Here is a 16,511-nt window from a genome sequence, read left to right on the forward strand (position 1 = left end):
TGGCGCGCGTAAAAAGAGGCGTAACCGCCCACGCCCGTCAGAAGAAGGTCTTGAAGGCCGCCGAGGGCTATTATGGCCGTCGTAAGTCTACGATCCGTATCGCCAAGCAGGCCGTCGAAAAGGCCGGCCAGTACGCGTATCGCGATCGTCGCGTCAAGAAGCGCAACTTCCGCGCTCTCTGGATCCAGCGTATCAACGCTGCCGTCCGCGAACACGGCCTGACCTACAACCGATTTATCGACGGCCTCAGCAAGGCTGAGGTTGCCGTCGACCGCAAGGTGCTGTCTGATCTCGCGATCACCCAGCCCGAAGCGTTCGGCGCCCTGGTCGCCAAGGCCAAGGCAGCTCTGGCTTATCTCGCAAGCGTGGATCAGACGACCCACGCCCGCGTTACCGCCTAAGCTAACCCCACCTCGTTGAGGTCAAAAATTGCGCCTTGCGCCACCCCGAAAGGGGCTGGCGCGGGGCGTTTTGTTTTGGTCTATAGCCTCAACCCCCAGAAGACCTCATGGTGAGCCTGTCGAACCATTAGGTCGGGTAATCCGATCCTGCCACGACCCCGTCCTTCGACAAGCTCAGGATGAGGTCTACTGAGAGTTCCCGATGTCTTTGGAAGCCCAGATCGAAACCCTGCGCGCCGAACTGACCGCCGCCATCACGGCAGCGGCAAACGAAGCCGCGCTCGACGCCGTCCGCGTTGCCGCCCTCGGCAAAAAGGGCTCCGTCTCGGCCCTGCTCGGCACGCTGGGCTCCATGGCCGCCGACGAGCGCAAGAGCGCCGGTCCTGCCATCAATGGCCTCAAGAACGATATTGCAGGCCTCATCGAAGCGCGCAGCACCGAACTGAAGGGCGCTGCGCTCGAAGCACGCCTCAAGGCCGAAACGGTCGACGTGACCCTGCCGCTGCCGCCGGCCCCGACCGCCAAGGGCCGCATTCATCCGATTTCGCAGACCATCGACGAGATCACGGCCATCTTCTCGGACATGGGTTTCGCCATTGCCGAAGGCCCCGATATCGAGACCGACTATTTCAACTTCACCGCGCTGAATTTTCCGGAAGGTCACCCGGCGCGTGAAATGCACGACACGTTCTTCATGAAGCCCGGCCCGGATGGGGTGAAGAAGGTCCTTAGGACGCATACCTCGCCTGTGCAGGTGCGCGTCATGCAGAAAACCAATGAAAAGCCGGCTGCGTCCTACCTGACCCCGTCGCAGGATCCGCCGATCCGCGTCGTCATGCCCGGCCGCACCTATCGCAATGATAGCGACCAGACGCACACGCCGATGTTCCACCAAGTGGAAGGCCTCGTCATCGACAAGGATTCACACATCGGCCAGTTGCGTTGGGTGCTCGAAGAATTTTTGAAAGCCTTCTTCGAAGTGCCGAGTGTTACTCTGCGCTTCCGCCCCAGCTTCTTCCCCTTCACCGAGCCGTCGATGGAAGTCGACGTGCAGTGCGATCGTTCGGGTTCGGAAGTGAAGATCGGCGAAGGCAATGATTGGCTCGAAATTCTCGGCTGCGGCATGGTTCATCCAAACGTGCTGCGCAATGCGGGTCTCGATCCCGATGTCTATCAGGGCTTTGCCTGGGGCATGGGCATCGACCGCCTCGCCATGCTGAAATATGGCATGCCCGACCTGCGCGCCTTCTTCGACGCTGACCAGCGCTGGATCGAGCACTATGGGTTCCGCCCGCTCGACCTGCCGACGCTGTTTGGTGGGCTTTCGAGCTAAGCTGACATGAGCGCCCTCCCGCCCGAATATGCCAATGCCATAACGTTCAGCTTCGGCGACTCGCCGGAGCTGAACGACGAATTGCTTGGCCTGGTGCTGGCCGGCAAAAAGACCGCGACCTGCGGGGCGCTGCGCGACTATGAAGCGGGCAAGGAAGCCATGCCCGTCGTCGGGCGGCGCGATGTCGTGCTCAACGGCGCGGGCGAACCGGCCGCGGTGATCGAGACGCTATCGATCGAGATCATGGCCTTCGATGCGGTGGACCCGAGCTTCACCGATCTTGAGGGCGAAGGTCCCTATGCGAAGTGGCGGCTAGAGCACGAAGCCTATTTCTCGCGCAATGGCGGCTTTTCACCAGACATGCAGCTTGTATGTGAAAAGTTCCGGCTGGTGACGGTGTTGCCGGCTGGTCGCGAACTCTACAACCGCGTGGCCAAACCGATCTTCATCGTTACCGATATCGAATCCGATGGGCCGACGCCGCTGCACAATTCCATGCTGAGTTTTGCTTCGGTGGCTATCGAAGCCGACGGCACGCGGCATGGCGAATTCGAAGCGGTGCTAAAACCCAAGGCCGACCGCACGCAGAACGAAATGACCATGGACTGGTGGAAGACCCAGCCCGAGGCCTGGAAGGCGGCGACCGAGGGCGCCGAAGACCCTGTTGTGGTCATGCCCCGCTTTGCCGACTGGGTGGAAAGCCTGCCTGGCCCAAAAGTCTTTGTCGCGGCGCCGATGATTTTCGATGGTCTCTGGATGGACCATTATCTCGATGAATATGCCGGCACGCGGGCGCTGAGCGGTCCCTTCAAGGGCCGCCAGATCTTTCGCGGGGGCGGCATTTGCCTCTATACCATGGCCGGAACGCTGCGCGGCGCGCCCTATCTCGATTGGGGCATGAGCAAGCTGCCGGCCGAATTTTACGGCCATATCCCCCACACTCACCGAGCCATCGACGATGCCCGCGGCTTTGCCAATGTGCTCGTCGAACTCTTTCAACTTTCGTCCGCGCTGCCGCCGATTACCGGCAGCAAGAGTGACTTCCGCTAAGGTCCCAAAACATGAAATTCACGCTTGATTGGCTCAAGGAACATCTCGAGACCACGGCCTCGACCGAAGAGATCGGCAAGGCGCTGACCATGATCGGCCTTGAGGTGGAAGGCATTGAATCGCAGGGCAAGGCGCTCGAAAAGTTCGTCATTGCCCATGTGGTCGAGGCCAAGCCTCATCCCAATTCCGACCACCTCAATATCTGCAAGGTCGATGCCGGCACCGGCGAACTGATCGACGTCGTTTGCGGCGCGCCGAATGTGAAGACGGGCATGAAGAGCGTCTTTGCCTTCCCCGGCACCTATATTCCGGGCAAGGATTTTGAACTGAAGGGCGGCGTCGTCATTCGCGGCGCGCCGTCCAACGGCATGCTTTGCTCGGCTGCCGAACTGCAGCTTTTCAACGACCATGACGGCATCATCACCCTGCCCGACGATGCGCCGATTGGCACAAAATATGTCGACTATGCCGGCATCAATGGCGTGGTTTTCGACATTTCCATCACGCCGAACCGCGGCGACGCGACCGGCGTCTATGGCGTGGCGCGCGATCTCGCTGCGTTCGGCTTGGGTGCGCTGAAGAAGACTGATTTTTCCGCAGTGCCGTCCAAGGGCAAAAGCCCGATTGCGCCGCTGCCGCAGCAGTTTTCGGGCGATGAGCCCAAGGCGATCCGCAAATTCGCCGGCCGCTATATCGCCAATGTGAAGAACGGGCCGTCGCCGGACTGGCTGCAGGCCCGTCTGCGCGCGGTCGGCCTGCGTCCGATCAACACCATTGTTGATATTACCAACCTCGTCTCGCTCGGCTGGGGTCGCCCGCTGCATGCTTATGATGCCGATAAGGTCGAGGGCGCCATGGTGCTGCGCAATGCGCGCGACGAAGAGTTCGATGCGCTCGACAACAAGGTCTACACGCTCGACGAGACCATGACCGTCATCGCCGAAGACAAGGGCCCGCTCTGCCTGGGCGGCATCATGGGCGGCATCCGCTCGGGTGTGACCGACGAGACCACCAATATTTTCATGGAATGCGCGAGCTGGGACCCGGAGCTGATCGCTCGTACCGGCCGCAAGACCGGCATTGTTTCCGATGCGCGCTATCGTCTGGAGCGTTCGGTTGATCCGGCTCTTACGGAGCCGGGCATGGAACTGGCGACGCGTCTGGTTCTGGAGCTTTGCGGCGGCGAACCCGCCGAGCCGGCGATCTCAGGCGAAGACGTCTTTGCCAATACGACCGTGGAATTCCCGCTGGGCGAAGTGCGTCGTCTGACCGGCCTTGAGGTCTCGCCGGAGAAGATCGAAGCGATTCTCGCTGCCCTCGGCTTTGTGGCTGAGGGTTCGGGCGACAAGCGCACGGTGAAAGTGCCGAGCTGGCGTCCGGACGTTACCCAGAAGGCTGATCTCGTTGAAGAGGTCATGCGCATGGTGGGCGTCGACAATGTGCCGGTGGAGCCCCTTGCTCGCCTCAACCACGTGGCGCCGCGCATTCTGACCACCATCCAGAATCGCCGCCGCATTGCGCGTCGCGTGCTGGCGTCGCGCGGTCTCGATGAGGCTGTCACCTGGAGCTTCATTTCGCATGACGAGGCCACGCGCTTTGGCGGCGGCACAGAAGATCGCCAGCTGGCCAATGCCATTGCTTCCGACATGACCGACATGCGGCCCTCGCTGCTGCCGGGCCTGCTGGCGGGTGCGCGTCGCAATGCCAATCGCGGTTTTGCCGATGTGAGCCTGTTCGAAGTTGGGCAGATCTTCCTGTCCGATAAACCGGAAGGCCAGCACACCTACGCTTCGGGCGTGCGCACCGGCACGGCCAAGATCGACGGCGCCGGTCGCCATTGGTCGGGCAAGGCCGAGGCGGTTTCCGTCTGGGACGCCAAGGCTGATCTTGCCGCGGTGCTCGACGCGCTTGGTGTCGACGTTGAAAAAGTGCAGGTGCTGCCCGAGGCGGCAAGCTGGAGCCATCCGGGTCGTGGCGGGCGCATTGCGCTGGGTCCGAAGGTGACGCTGGGCTGGTTCGGTGAACTGCACCCAGCGCTGGCGGCTGATCTCGATATTTCGGGGCCGGTTGCGGCGTTCGAAATCGACCTCGATGCCCTTCCCGAAGCGCGCAAGAAGGCCACCAAGACCAAGCCGGCGATTGATCTCAGCCAGTTCCAGCCGGTGTCCCGTGACTTTGCCTTTGTCATGGACAAGGGCGTCGCCGCGGCGACGATCCTGCGGGCAGCCAAGGGTGCAGACAAGGCGCTCATCACCGATGTCGGCATCTTTGACGTCTTTGAAGGTGTGCACGTCGGCGAGGGCAAAAAGTCCGTAGCCATCGAAGTAACCCTTCAGCCGCGCGACCGTACGCTGACCGATGAGGACATCGAGAAGGTGTCGTCGGCCATTGTTGCTGCGGTCACCAAGACGACCGGCGGCGAACTGCGGAAGTAAACGACGGTAGACTATTGCACCGTCGTCATTGCCCGGCTTGTCCGGGCAATCCACTCTTGCCGATATATGGACCACCGGGACAAGCCCGGTGGTGACGGCAAGTTGCTGGCGGTGATCCGCCATTCGGAGACAAAACCAGTGTCCCGCACCGACGCCATTCTGAAACGCCTGTCAGGCCTCCATCCGAAGCTGATCGATCTCAGCCTGGATCGCATGTTGCCGCTCCTGGAAAAGCTGGGCAATCCGCAGGATCGCCTGCCGCCCACGATCCATGTGGCGGGGACCAATGCCAAGGGCTCGACGATTGCCTATCTGCGCGCTTTCCTCGAGGCGGCGGGTAAGAAGGTACACGTCTACAATTCGCCCCATCTGGTGCGCTTCAACGAGCGCATTCGCCTCGCGAGCGAGCTGGTGTCGACGCGAAAGCTGAATGCGGCGCTGGAAGAGGTAGAGCAGGCCAATGATGGGGCCGAGATTACTTTTTTCGAGGTGACGACGGTGACGGCGTTCAAGCTGTTTGCTGAGACGCCGGCCGATTTTCTGTTGCTTGAGACCGGCATGGGCGGGACCTACGACACGACCAATGTCGTAAAGCACCCGGTTGGGACGATCATCACGCCAGTCGATCTCGACCACCAGGGTTTCCTGGGCAACACCATTGCCGAAATCGCGGTCAGCAAGGCCGGCATTTTGAAGCGTGGCTCGAAGTCGGTGATGGGGATTCAGCGCGACGAAGGCCACAATGTCCTTGAGCGTGCGGCGCATCGGCTGGGGATCACGCCGCTCTGGCAGGGCGAGGATTTTCATGGGTCTGCGCAGGACGGGCGGCTCGTCTATACCGACGAAGCCGGCATGCTCGACCTGCCGCCACCTGCGCTTTTGGGGCCGCACCAGTTCGACAATGCGGCTCTGGCCATTGCTGCGGCGCGGCATTTCGAATTGCCGGTCGATGAAACAGCGATTGCCGAGGGTCTGCGCAAGGTCACCTGGCCGGCGCGTATGCAGCCGATCCGCGAGGGAAAACTGCGCGATCTGCTGCCGGCCGGGCATGAGCTTTGGCTTGATGGCGGGCACAATACGCATGGCGCCAAGGCGCTGGCACGGACGATTGCCGAATTCGATCGTGCCCGCCCGGCGCCGCTGGTGCTGATCATGGGCATGATGAATACGCGCGATCCCGGCGAGTTTCTGGAAGCGTTTGCCGGCTTCAGGCCGCAGGTATTGGCGCTGACCATTCCGGGCGAGCCGAACGCTCATCCGGCGGAACACATCGTGTCTCGTGCGACGGATGTTGGCTTTGACGCGCGACCGCTGCGCTCGATCGTGACGGCGCTGAAGGTAGTTGCGGAAGTGCCCAATGCGCGGGTGCTGATCTGTGGGTCGCTTTATCTGGCCGGCGACGTGCTCGCGAAAAACGGCACGCCGCCGAACTGATCGGTTTTAGTACTTCGCCTGCTCACTACCGCAGAACGGATCGACTGGGCTGGTGCCGGTGAATGGCACTCGGCCGAGCAGCGCATCGAGCACCGCGTCCTGAATGGCGTCGCTCGAGCCGTAGGCGTTGATATAGGTCGACACGCGCGGGGCGTCGTAGAGGTAGTAGGGGAAACCCAGCGAAACCATGAGCGTCGGCACCTCGTGCCAGTGGCGGTGCATGGCACCGAAGACCGAGCCCGTAAGACCCTTCCAGTCGAGGAAGATGCGGCTGCGGGTGAGAAGAGTTTCTTCCGCCAGCAGATAGAGCACGAGGTCATAGTCGCTGGCACGCACGGCGAGATCGGGCGTGTGCAGGGTAACCTCAAAACCTTCCTGTGTGAGACGGTCGGGCAGGGAGAGCGGGATTGGCATGGGCGCGAAGGGTTGTACGGCGCCGGTAGAGTAGATCAGCACGCGTTTGTATTTTGCCGGGGACAGCGGCAGCAGGTTGGCCGTGTCCTTCACCAGCGTCGGCATGCGCGCCGTAATTTCTTTCGCCTTGGCCAGCTTTTCTGGCGTCGCGACAATGCGGCTGGCGGTGTCGAGATTGGGCTCGGGGCGATCCCTGTGAAGGCCCAAGGCGGCCTTGAGGGCCAGGACGCGGGTAACGGCCTCGTCCACGCGCTCTTGGGTAAGCCTACCATCGGCTACGGCCTTTACGAGGCGCATCAGGTCGGCATTGGGATCGTCAGAGAACAAAATGACGTCGCAGCCGGCGATGACGAGTTCTGGCAGGGTTTCGTCGCGCGGGCCCCAATCGCCCAGGCCGGCCATCGGGGTGGCGTCGGAGACGATGAGTCCCTGGAAGCCAAGGCGTTCGCGGAGGAGAACCTCGTTGAGCACGCGGCTCAGCGAGGCTGGGCGGAAGGCCTCCGAGGTGGCTCCAGGGTCGAGTTCGCGCACGAAGGCCGGGAAGGCGATGTGGGCGGACATGACGCTCAATACGCCTGCCTCAATGGCGGCGCGGTAGAGCCGGCCGAACTTTTCTTCCCATTCGGCAATGGTGAGCGGATTGACCGTCGTGACGAGGTGCTGGTCGCGATCATCATAACCTTCGCCGGGCCAGTGCTTTACCGTGGCGGCGACGCCATTGGCCTGAAAGGCGGCGATCTGGGCGAGGGCGTGGCGTTCGATCTTGTCGATATCGCTGCCATAGGAGCGGGTGCCGACAATGGCGCTGCGCCAGGCGGCGTTGATGTCGATGACCGGCGTAAAACTCCAGTTGAGCCCGACGGCCCGTGCCTCCTCGGCCATGATGGTCGAAATGGCTGATGTGGCTTCAACGTCGTCGACCGCGGCGAGGCCGAGGGGATTTGGCACCGAGGTACCAAACGGCAGGCTCATGCGGCTACCTTCAAGATCGGCGCTGACCAGCATGGGCGCGGGGCCGACGGCGTCGAGCTGACGGGCAAAGCTGATTTCGCTGGCGAGGTCGTCGGAATAGATGCGGGTAATGCCGCCGGGGCGGAAGCTCTTTACCGCTTCGAGCGCCTCGTCGACTGGGCCGCGGGCGAGGAGAACAAAGAGCTGGGCCAGCTTGTCACGCGGGGCAAGACCGTCCCGGGTCGCATGCACCCAGGCGATGGCCTCATCGTCGAGGCTGAAAGGCGCGGCGGACAAGTCGATAGGGGCCAAGGCATTCTCTCCAGACGGGCAGTCTTGCAGTGCGATAGTGCTAGCAGAGCCCGAGGGGCTCTGCCACTGCCCAGCCTCACGGGCTTGTGAGGCGAATCTAAGGACGCCGAAGCTGGCCTAGGCGGCGTGCGATTCCAGCCATTTGATGAGCTGGACGCGGCTTTGTCCGGCGCCGACCTTGGTGTCCACCGGCACGCCGTTTCTGAAGATGATGAGTGTCGGCATGGAGCGCACATTGTAGGTGACCGTAATGCCGGGATTGGAATCGACGTCGAGCTTCACGATCTTGAAGTCGTCGGCCAATTCATCGGCCAGCGCGTCGATGGTCGGCGACATAGCCTTGCAGGGCGGGCACCACTCGGCCCAGAAATCGACGAGCACCGGGCGGTCGGACTGGAGAACTTCGGCGGCGAAATTGCCGTCGCTCACATGCAGGGCCATGGGTCACCTTTTCATCGGTATTGTTCGATGAAGCTAGCGAGCTTCGTCCCTGGTGGGAAGCAATGACGTTTTATGCCCGTCGGCCACGAGACAAAAAAGCACCGCCGAACAGGGTCCGGCGGTGCTTTGTATTGGTCAGCGGCCTTTTAGGCGGCGTGGCCTTCGAGCCACTTGGTGAGGCCTGCCTTGGGCGTGCCGGCACCGATCTTCATGTCGGCGGCTTCGCCGTTCTTGAAGAGAATCATGGTCGGGATGGAGCGGACGCCGTACTTCACGGTCGTCGACGGGTTTTCGTCGACATTGAGCTTGACGATCTTCACCTTGCCCGAGAGTTCCTGGGAAAGCTCATCAAGCACGGGGGCGATCGCCCGGCAGGGCCCGCACCACTCGGCCCAGAAATCCACGAGTACAGGCTCTTGGGAATTCAGGACTTCCTCGCCAAACGTAGCGTCGGAAACGTGCTTCGTCATTTATTTTGCCTTTTGGGTTGAAAGCGGTGGGTTGTTTGCCCCCAAAGCTGGTGAGAGTCCAGCCTCAGAACAAGATCGTTCACTTGAGGGTGAAATTCCTGCGAGCTTGTTCAAGAAGCTCGGACGGCAAATTCATCAATGATTCCAATTCGGTCCACAGAATTGCCGCCTGAACGGTCCGGCCGGGGAAAAGCTGGCTTGCAACTAGCGCATATAGCGACAGTTGTGTGACGTACCTCGGAGGCACGTCGTCAGCCGTTTCCGGCGCCACTGCGTCGGACTTGTAGTCGATCACCAACACGCTGTGGTCGTCAACCACGAGCCTGTCCGTACGCCCCGAAAGGCGGATTGGTTCCCCGTCGCGAATGACATCGACAAGAAACGGCAGTTCGGCACGGCTATCGGGTCCGAAAATCTCGGCAAATTCCGGGCGGTCGAGAATGGAGCGGGCCTTTGGCGCGAGGCGAGCCTGCTCGCCCGGCATGTCGGGCAATAGCACTTCGAGGGCGCGGGGAATCACATTGGGCCAGAGACCGCGATCAATCTTGCCCAGGTGCTGCAGCAGCGCATGGAGGGCAATGCCGGATTTTCGCGCGGTCTCGGCGTCGCGCACGCGTTCGGCGGCGGTAGCAAGAGCGGGTTCGCTGGCCTGCGCTTCATAGGCGCGGGAGGGGGAAGTGGTAGCCGGCGCCGCGAAGGCGGGCAGGGGTTCCGGCTCGATCCAGACGAAAGGCGCGGGGAGCTGAGCGGAGGAACCGATGGCGGCGACTGGCTGCGGGCGAACGATGGGAAAGACGAGGGCGGAGGTGCCGTTTTCGTCTTCGATCGTCTCGGCATTGTCGGCGAGAGCCGATTCTATGGCCTCATACCATGAGCCTTCGAGCTTGCCGTTTTGGGTCAGCGCGCCGGTAACGTAGAGTTCGTCTTCGGCCCGGGTCATGGCGACATAGAGCTTGCGCCAATATTCCTGCGCCAGATTGGCGTCGGTCTCTTCCTTGATTTCGAGCGTCGCCGGCACGTGCTGGCGTTGGTTGGAGGCGTGGATGAGGAGCGGGCCGGGATGGTCCGGGACGATATAGATCGGGCTGCCGATCTGTTTGGCGGCAGGCTTGCTCGCGGCATCAGCCATGATGACGACGGGAGCTTCAAGACCCTTGGCGCCGTGCACGGTCATGACGCGAACGCCGCCGCCGCCTTCCGCCAGCTCGCGCTTGATGGAGACATTGCGCTGGCGCATGTCGGCGGCAAAACCCTGCAGGGAAGGTTGTTCGCGCTGTTCGTGGTCGAGAGCGAGTTGCAGAAATTCGGAGATGACTTCGTCGACTTCCGTGCCGAGGCGGGCGTGGAAGCGCTTTAGGCCCTGATCGGCATAAAGAACCCGCGTCAGGAACTCGAAAGGCCGTTCAAAATCGAGATTGGCGCGCCAGGCCGTGAGGCGCTCTGCCGCCGCGCTGGATGCGGGTTGCGCAGAGGCGAGGAGGGCAGACCAGAGGGTTTGCCGCTCGGCGCGGGTGCTGGCGAGGTTGAATAGATCGTCCTCGGAAAAGTCGAAGAGCGGCGAGCGGAGGAGCGCGGCCAGTTGCAGATCGTCTGCGGGATTGAGCAGCACGTCGATGAGCGCGAGGAGATCGAGCACGGCGATGTGGCCGGTGACCGCGAGCCGGTCGGCGCCGGGAGTGGGCACGCCGCAGAGGCGCAGGGCGCGGATGATTTCCTGGAAGAGGGCGCTGCGGGACTGGACGAGAATGAGAACATCATCGGCCGTGACGGCGCGGCCACGTTGGGCCAACGGGCGCCCATTGTCGATCCAGCCCTTGATCTCGCGGGCAATGCGCAGGGCCACCTGCCGCGCGGCGCTTTGCTCGGCTTCGACTGGCTCAAGCGGCCATTGGCCATCACCGGCTTCGGACTTTTGCGCCTGGATCGGCGGCCAAAGGGTGACGGTACCGCCCGGCTGGCTGCGGGCTGCGGTGTGTAGCACCGGATCGGCAGCGAGGAGGGCAAGCTGGATATCGGAGCGAGCGCAGACCTTGTCGACAGCGTCGAGAATGCCGGAAAGCGTGCGAAAACTGGTGTGGAGCGGCAGGCGCGCGAAGGCCATTTCGGCTGCTTCCGCACGGCGGGCAAAGTCGTAGCCGGTGGTGCCGAAAAGGGCGGGCTGGGCGCCCTGGAACGAATAGATCGACTGTTTCTGGTCGCCCACGGCAAAGACAGAGCGGGGACGCCGGGCGGCGCCTTCGCCCACGAAGAATTCGGCAGCGAGTGCCCGCACCACGCGCCATTGCTGGTCATTGGTGTCCTGGCTCTCGTCGACCAGAATATGCTCGATGCCGGCATCGAGCTTGTATTGGACCCAGGGGCCGATCTCGAGATTGTCCAAGAGATCGCCGAGGCGATCGACGAGATCGTCGAAGTCGAGCAGAGCCCGGCGGCGCTTTTGATCCTCGTAGCGCTTGGCGATGGCGACGAGAATGTCGAGCACCGCATTGCTGCGTTCGACGAGCTGGGCGGCACGGATATCGGTTTCAACCGCGACGAGGCGATTCTGCTCCGCGGTCAGCAGCTCAAGAAAGTGCGGATAGGCGGTCTGCTCTGCCTTGGTAAGAAGGCTGGCGCGGGGCTCGCCCTTGCCGGTGAAAAAGGCAGCGTAGAGCTTTTCGCGGTCTGGTTGTTCGGGATCGAGTCGGGCGAGGAGATCGACGCATTTGCGATTGCCCTCGGGATTGCCGCTCAGCGTCGAGACGAGGTGGCGCAGCACGTCGGGCGTGAGGAGGGTATCGCGAACCGTGCTTTCGATCAGCTCGGTAGCAGAAACATTACTCAGGCCAACGAGGCGCCGCAGCCGGGCTTTGGCGCCTTCGGGATCGGCGAGCAGCGGCTTTAGCCGCGCGCCCTTGGACAGCGCGGCGCCGATGGCTTCGGTGATGTGATGGTCGCTGAGAAGATGAAAGAGCGTTTCGACAGCTGCACCATTGGCGCCGCCGCGAAGGCCTTCCGCCAGCACGCTTTCGCGGGCGGCGAGGATGAGCTGGGTCTGCTGGTCTTCCTCGATCACCGAAAAATCGAAGGGCACGCCGGCTTCGATGGGGAAGCGATGCAGCACCGCTTCGCAAAAGGCGTGGATGGTGAGGATGCGCAGCCCGCCCGGGGTCTCGAGGGCGCGAGCGAAAAGGGTGCGGGCGACGTGAAGGCCGGAGGCATCGGGCGGGGTGCCGAGGAGGTCCGTCAGCTTCTCGCGCAGTTTTGCTTCTTGGATGACGGCCCATTCGGCCAATTGCTGGGAGACGCGCTTGCGCATCTCGGCGGCGGCGGCCTTGGTATAGGTGAGGCAGAGGATGGATTCCGGCTTCACTCCGGCCAGCAGCAGCCGCAGCACGCGACGGGTGAGCACGAAGGTTTTGCCCGAGCCGGCATTGGCCTCCACCCAGATCGAATGGCTGGGATCGGTGGCGCGGCTCTGCGCGCGACTGGTGTCGGAGGGGACGGTGAGCTTTCCGCGTTCCATGCTCATGCCTCGTCCTCCCCGCCATCGACGCTGGTCCATTCGGCGACACGGGCCAAGTGGTCATAGGCGCCGGCAAAGCGCTGGCCGGCAAGCGGCAGCAGGCGCGCCGGCATGGGAGTCTCGCGGAAGAGGAAATGGTCGATATGGCTCTGCAGCCGGCGGTTGATCTCGTCGGCGGCTTCCATCAGCGGCATGCCGTCTGACGCCTTGAAGTCGGAGGGGACGAAGGCTTCGGGGCCGAGGCCGATTTTGACATAGGTGAGGGCGCTGGTCGGGGCGGCGGCGATGCCGGTCATGGCGCCGGCCTGGGTCATGACGGCTTCCATGAGCAATTGCGGCGCTTCAAACGCCTTCATCATCGCCGGGGTGGGAGGCGAGCCGGTCTTGAAATCGAGAATTTCGACGGTGCCATCCGTCATCTCGTCGATGCGGTCGGCCTGGCCGGTGATTTCAAAGGCTTCAGAGAGGTGAAGCGGCATCTTGCCTTTGATTTCCGCATGGCGCTGCCGCACGCGGGGGTGGCGTTCGCGCTCAAAGGCCAAAAACTGTTCGGCGGCGGTGCCAAAGCGCTTGAGCCAGATGTCGCGGCGCTCGCCAATGGCTTCGAGACCGGAAAAGGCGTCGGCGGCGATGGCCATGAGCTTTTCGAAGGCGTCGGGCGCGGTGGGGTCGTGCCCCTCTTCGACGAAGCGGGCGAAAGCGTCGTGGATGATGGTGCCGCGCTCGCGCGCATCGGGAACGTCGCCCAAGGGATCGAGCTGGCGCAGTTTCAGTACGTGTTTGGCATAGAGATCATAGGGCGAGCGCATCAGGGTCTCGACCTCGGTGACCGATAGTTTTCGCGGGCGGATGTCGGCGGGCGGGTTGGGGAGCGGGCGACCGGCTGGAGTAACCGTCTCCACGGCATCAATCGCGCGGGCGGCCTCGATCCAGCCGCGACCGCGCTGGCGCAGGGCGTTTGCGGCCTCTTCGCCGGCAAAGGCATCAAGCCGCTGCACGAGGCGCGAGGGCAGGGATGGGCTGGTGCCGATGCGGTCGGCATAGGCGATGATCACCCTGGCATTGCCCATGGCTTGCGCAAAATCGTGGGCGGCGAGGCCTTGCAGGCGTTCGGGCGGCTCGAGGCCGGTGGCAAGGCGCATACCGCGGCTGAGCCAGGGGCCGGGATCGGCCGGCTCGGGCCAGATATCTTCGTTGAGGGCGCCGAGGATCATCAGATCGGGCGACATCAGACGGGCTTCGATCTGGCCCCAGATGGCGATGTCCTTGCGGCTATCGAGCCGGTTGCGGACCTGAAAGCCCTGCATGAGGGCGGAAAGCACGGCGTCGAGTCCCGCGGGGGCGAAGGCATGGCCCTCGCCGGTCAGCTTGGCCATCTCATCGGCCCAGGAGTGCAATTCCTCGCGACCACGCACCGGGGCACCGGCAGCGACGAGGTCGACTGCTGCGACGATGGCGCTGGCAAGATCGGCGGCCTGGATCAGCGGGGTGGCGAGGAGGCGAGTGAGCGGGGTAAGGGCGGCGGCAATGTCGTCGAGCAGCGCGAGGATATTCGGGGCGTGGCTCTCGTTGAGACGGCGCGCGGCGCCCTTGGGGGGCTGGATGATATGTTCGGCGAGGGCAGCGCGCAGGCCATCGAGGCCGGGAGCCGGTCTTTGGCCGCGCAGCAAAGCAAGCTCGATATCGTCGGCGAGATTGGAAATTTCTCCGCGGCTACGGCCAAAAAGGCTGGCGCGATTGCGGAGGAGGGAGATGAGGTCGACGGCAGCGCACTGGTTTACCGCCAGCGTCAGTATCTGGCGAGCGAGGCGGCCGATGGTCGACTGGAACAGCGGCGCGCCAGCGGCGTCGTCGACCACTACCCCAAAACGGCCGAGTTCGGCGGCGATGCGACGGGCGAGATTCCGGTCAGGCGTAATGATACCGACAGTCTGTTTGTTGGAGAGAGCCTCGCGCGCAGCGATGGCGATGGCGCGGGCCTCTTCGTCTTCATGCCGGGCAGCAATGATGGAAACGCCGGCAAGGGCGGCGTCGCGGGTTTCGGCATCCGGGCGCTGCTCGGCCCAGAGCGCGGTTTCGGACGTCAGGGCCAGGGCGCGGTGGAGGAGCGGGGTACGCGGATGCTCGGTGGGAGCGAGTTCGATCACCTCGGCCGGGCTGGCGCCTAGCGTGCGAAGCAGTTTTGCGAGGTGATATTGCGGATGGCCGTGCGGGCTCTGGTCGGGATCAAGCAGGGCCGCGTGGGTGTCCGACGACATGGCCGTATCGAGGCCCGGCAGAACCAGAGCGCCGCGCGGCAAGCGTTCAAGCGCTTTAAGAAAACGCGCGGTAGCGGGGATCGAGCCGGTGGAGCCGGCGGCGATGACGGGGCGGTCGCCATAGATCAGCGGCGCGCCCTCGGCTTGCCGGTCGAGCCGTGCGCCGCGGAGTTGCGAGGGGTCGGCGCGTTTCCGGTCTTCCAGCATCAGCGGCCAGGACGAAAGGGCGATGTCGAGAAAAGTGAGAGTCTGCTGCCAATAGGCGCCGAGTTCGGGACCGAGCTGGTCGCCGAGGGCGCGCAATTCGCCGGGGCCGCGTTCTGCAATGGCGAGGTCGTCAAACACGTGGGCGAGGGAGTCGGCCATGGAGAAGATTTCGGCGGCCGTCGGCGGCGTCGAAAAAGCCTGACCGCCGGCGGGGCTATGGGCCCAGGCGGCCACGAGCCGCGAGAGGATCAGGCGGCGCTCCAGCGTCGTTGCGGCCGGTAGGCTTGGCGGCGCATCGAAGGGCGGCAGGAAGGGTTCTTCATCGCCCTCGTCGCCGCCAAAGGTGCGAATATCGGGCAGGAGGCCGGTAAAGTCAGGGTGCTTGGCGAAAGCTTCGGCAAGGGCCTCGCGGGCGCGCTGGGTCGGCAGGATGACGGTGACGTCGCTCAGCCAGAAAGGGTTTTCGCGTGGCCAATTGCGCAGCAGGCGCCCATCCATGATCGCGTCTGCCAAGGTGGGCAGGAAGGGCGAATGCGGGGTGATCGAGAAAATGGTCATGAGGCGCCCAGGAGGCGTTCGGCTTCGGCAAGGCCACCGGGGTCGCCGACATGGAACCATGGTGCGTCAAGGACGACGCCTTTCAGCGTTTCACGCTCGAGCGCGGCTTCGAGGAGCGGATAGAGCGAGAAGGCGCCATCGGGGCTATCGGCAAAGATTTCGCGGCCAAGCAACAGCACGCCGCCATAAATGATCGGCGCGCCATAGTCGCGGGTAACGAGGCCATCGGGGGCGAGGCAAAAATCGTGGCTGCGGGAAAAACCGGTGGCGCGGCGGGGCTGGATGCAGAGCATGACGATGTCTTGAGGGCCGGTATGGCGCGCGATCATGCGCTTGAGCGGCTGGTCGCTGCCTTCGGGCCAGAAAGCGTCGGTGTTCATGACGAAGAAGGGATCGGAATGCAGCATGGGCAAAGCCCGCTTCACGCCGCCGCCGGTGCCCAGAAGTTCGTCCTCCCGGCTGACTTTTACGAGGCCACCAAAATGGGCCAGCACCTGATCGGCGCGATAGTGGGCATTGGCGATAAAACGCTTTGCCCCTTCGGCCCTTGCGTTGCCGATGACGCGCTCGATGAGCGGGATGCCGGCAACCGGAATGAGCGGTTTTGGCAGGTTTTCCGTCAGGGGGCGCATACGGGTGCCGAGGCCGGCGGCCAGCAGCATCACATCGGGGAATCGGTCGGTTGTATCCATGCCGGGATAGAACCGGGCAGGGGAGGGATTGTCTAGGGGCGGTGGGCTCT

11 protein-coding genes are annotated in these 16,511 nt (G+C 63.4%); 5 read left to right on the forward strand and 6 right to left on the reverse strand.

Annotated features, from left to right (window positions below; all coding sequences use genetic code 11):
• From rplT to J0I64_RS14820, 5 genes are all read left to right on the forward strand, one after another.
• The coding region (rplT, locus tag J0I64_RS14800; RefSeq protein WP_291409585.1) for a 50S ribosomal protein L20 at window positions 1-401 on the forward strand (401 nt) is incomplete at its 5' end.
• Between the two features lie 202 nt (window positions 402-603).
• Window positions 604-1,734, forward strand: coding sequence for a phenylalanine--tRNA ligase subunit alpha (pheS, locus tag J0I64_RS14805; protein ID WP_291409586.1), 1,131 nt, complete (start codon window positions 604-606; stop codon window positions 1,732-1,734).
• Between the two features lie 6 nt (window positions 1,735-1,740).
• Window positions 1,741-2,784, forward strand: coding sequence for an ASCH domain-containing protein (locus J0I64_RS22645; protein WP_366933748.1), 1,044 nt, complete (start codon window positions 1,741-1,743; stop codon window positions 2,782-2,784).
• Window positions 2,785-2,795: 11 nt separating this feature from the next.
• Window positions 2,796-5,219: a phenylalanine--tRNA ligase subunit beta gene (pheT, locus tag J0I64_RS14815; RefSeq protein WP_291409588.1), complete on the forward strand. Its 2,424-nt coding sequence runs from the start codon at window positions 2,796-2,798 to the stop codon at window positions 5,217-5,219.
• A 138-nt stretch (window positions 5,220-5,357) separates the two neighbouring features.
• The gene (locus J0I64_RS14820) at window positions 5,358-6,653 is read left to right on the forward strand and encodes a folylpolyglutamate synthase/dihydrofolate synthase family protein (protein ID WP_291409590.1); all 1,296 of its coding nucleotides are present in this window, start codon (window positions 5,358-5,360) and stop codon (window positions 6,651-6,653) included.
• Between the two features lie 6 nt (window positions 6,654-6,659).
• On the opposite strand, the gene J0I64_RS14825 is transcribed toward J0I64_RS14820, so the two are convergent.
• The 6 genes from J0I64_RS14825 to J0I64_RS14850 all read right to left on the reverse strand — a co-directional run.
• The gene (locus tag J0I64_RS14825; protein ID WP_291409592.1) at window positions 6,660-8,330 is read right to left on the reverse strand and encodes a glycoside hydrolase family 3 N-terminal domain-containing protein; all 1,671 of its coding nucleotides are present in this window, start codon (window positions 8,328-8,330) and stop codon (window positions 6,660-6,662) included.
• Window positions 8,331-8,447: 117 nt separating this feature from the next.
• Window positions 8,448-8,771 carry a thioredoxin gene (gene trxA / locus J0I64_RS14830; RefSeq protein ID WP_291409594.1) on the reverse strand — a complete coding sequence of 108 codons (324 nt, stop codon included), beginning with the start codon at window positions 8,769-8,771 and terminating at the stop codon, window positions 8,448-8,450.
• Window positions 8,772-8,917: 146 nt separating this feature from the next.
• Window positions 8,918-9,241, reverse strand: a complete 324-nt coding sequence (trxA, locus tag J0I64_RS14835) for a thioredoxin (protein ID WP_035084460.1) — start codon at window positions 9,239-9,241, stop codon at window positions 8,918-8,920.
• 79 nt (window positions 9,242-9,320) lie between these two features.
• Window positions 9,321-12,752, reverse strand: a complete 3,432-nt coding sequence (addA, locus tag J0I64_RS14840; RefSeq protein WP_291409597.1) for a double-strand break repair helicase AddA — start codon at window positions 12,750-12,752, stop codon at window positions 9,321-9,323.
• Window positions 12,749-15,769 carry a double-strand break repair protein AddB gene (addB, locus tag J0I64_RS14845; protein WP_291409599.1) on the reverse strand — a complete coding sequence of 1,007 codons (3,021 nt, stop codon included), beginning with the start codon at window positions 15,767-15,769 and terminating at the stop codon, window positions 12,749-12,751. The genes addA and addB overlap by 4 nt, the downstream gene beginning before the upstream one ends.
• The coding region (locus J0I64_RS14850; RefSeq protein ID WP_291409601.1) for a nucleotidyltransferase family protein at window positions 15,766-16,511 on the reverse strand (746 nt) is incomplete at its 5' end. The genes J0I64_RS14850 and addB, both read right to left, overlap by 4 nt.

The sequence above is a fragment of the Devosia sp. genome (genome assembly GCF_017307565.1).
Classification (GTDB): domain Bacteria; phylum Pseudomonadota; class Alphaproteobacteria; order Rhizobiales; family Devosiaceae; genus Devosia.

Excerpts from the sequence above, each read along its gene's own strand:
- addA (WP_291409597.1), bottom strand. The coding sequence starts at position 12,752 with ATGAGCATGGAACGCGGAAAGCTCACCGTCCCCTCCGACACCAGTCGC.
- pheS (WP_291409586.1), top strand. The coding sequence starts at position 604 with ATGTCTTTGGAAGCCCAGATCGAAACCCTGCGCGCCGAACTGACCGCC.
- addB (WP_291409599.1), bottom strand. The coding sequence starts at position 15,769 with ATGACCATTTTCTCGATCACCCCGCATTCGCCCTTCCTGCCCACCTTG.
- trxA (WP_035084460.1), bottom strand. The coding sequence starts at position 9,241 with ATGACGAAGCACGTTTCCGACGCTACGTTTGGCGAGGAAGTCCTGAAT.
- trxA (WP_291409594.1), bottom strand. The coding sequence starts at position 8,771 with ATGGCCCTGCATGTGAGCGACGGCAATTTCGCCGCCGAAGTTCTCCAG.
- pheT (WP_291409588.1), top strand. The coding sequence starts at position 2,796 with ATGAAATTCACGCTTGATTGGCTCAAGGAACATCTCGAGACCACGGCC.
- J0I64_RS22645 (WP_366933748.1), top strand. The coding sequence starts at position 1,741 with ATGAGCGCCCTCCCGCCCGAATATGCCAATGCCATAACGTTCAGCTTC.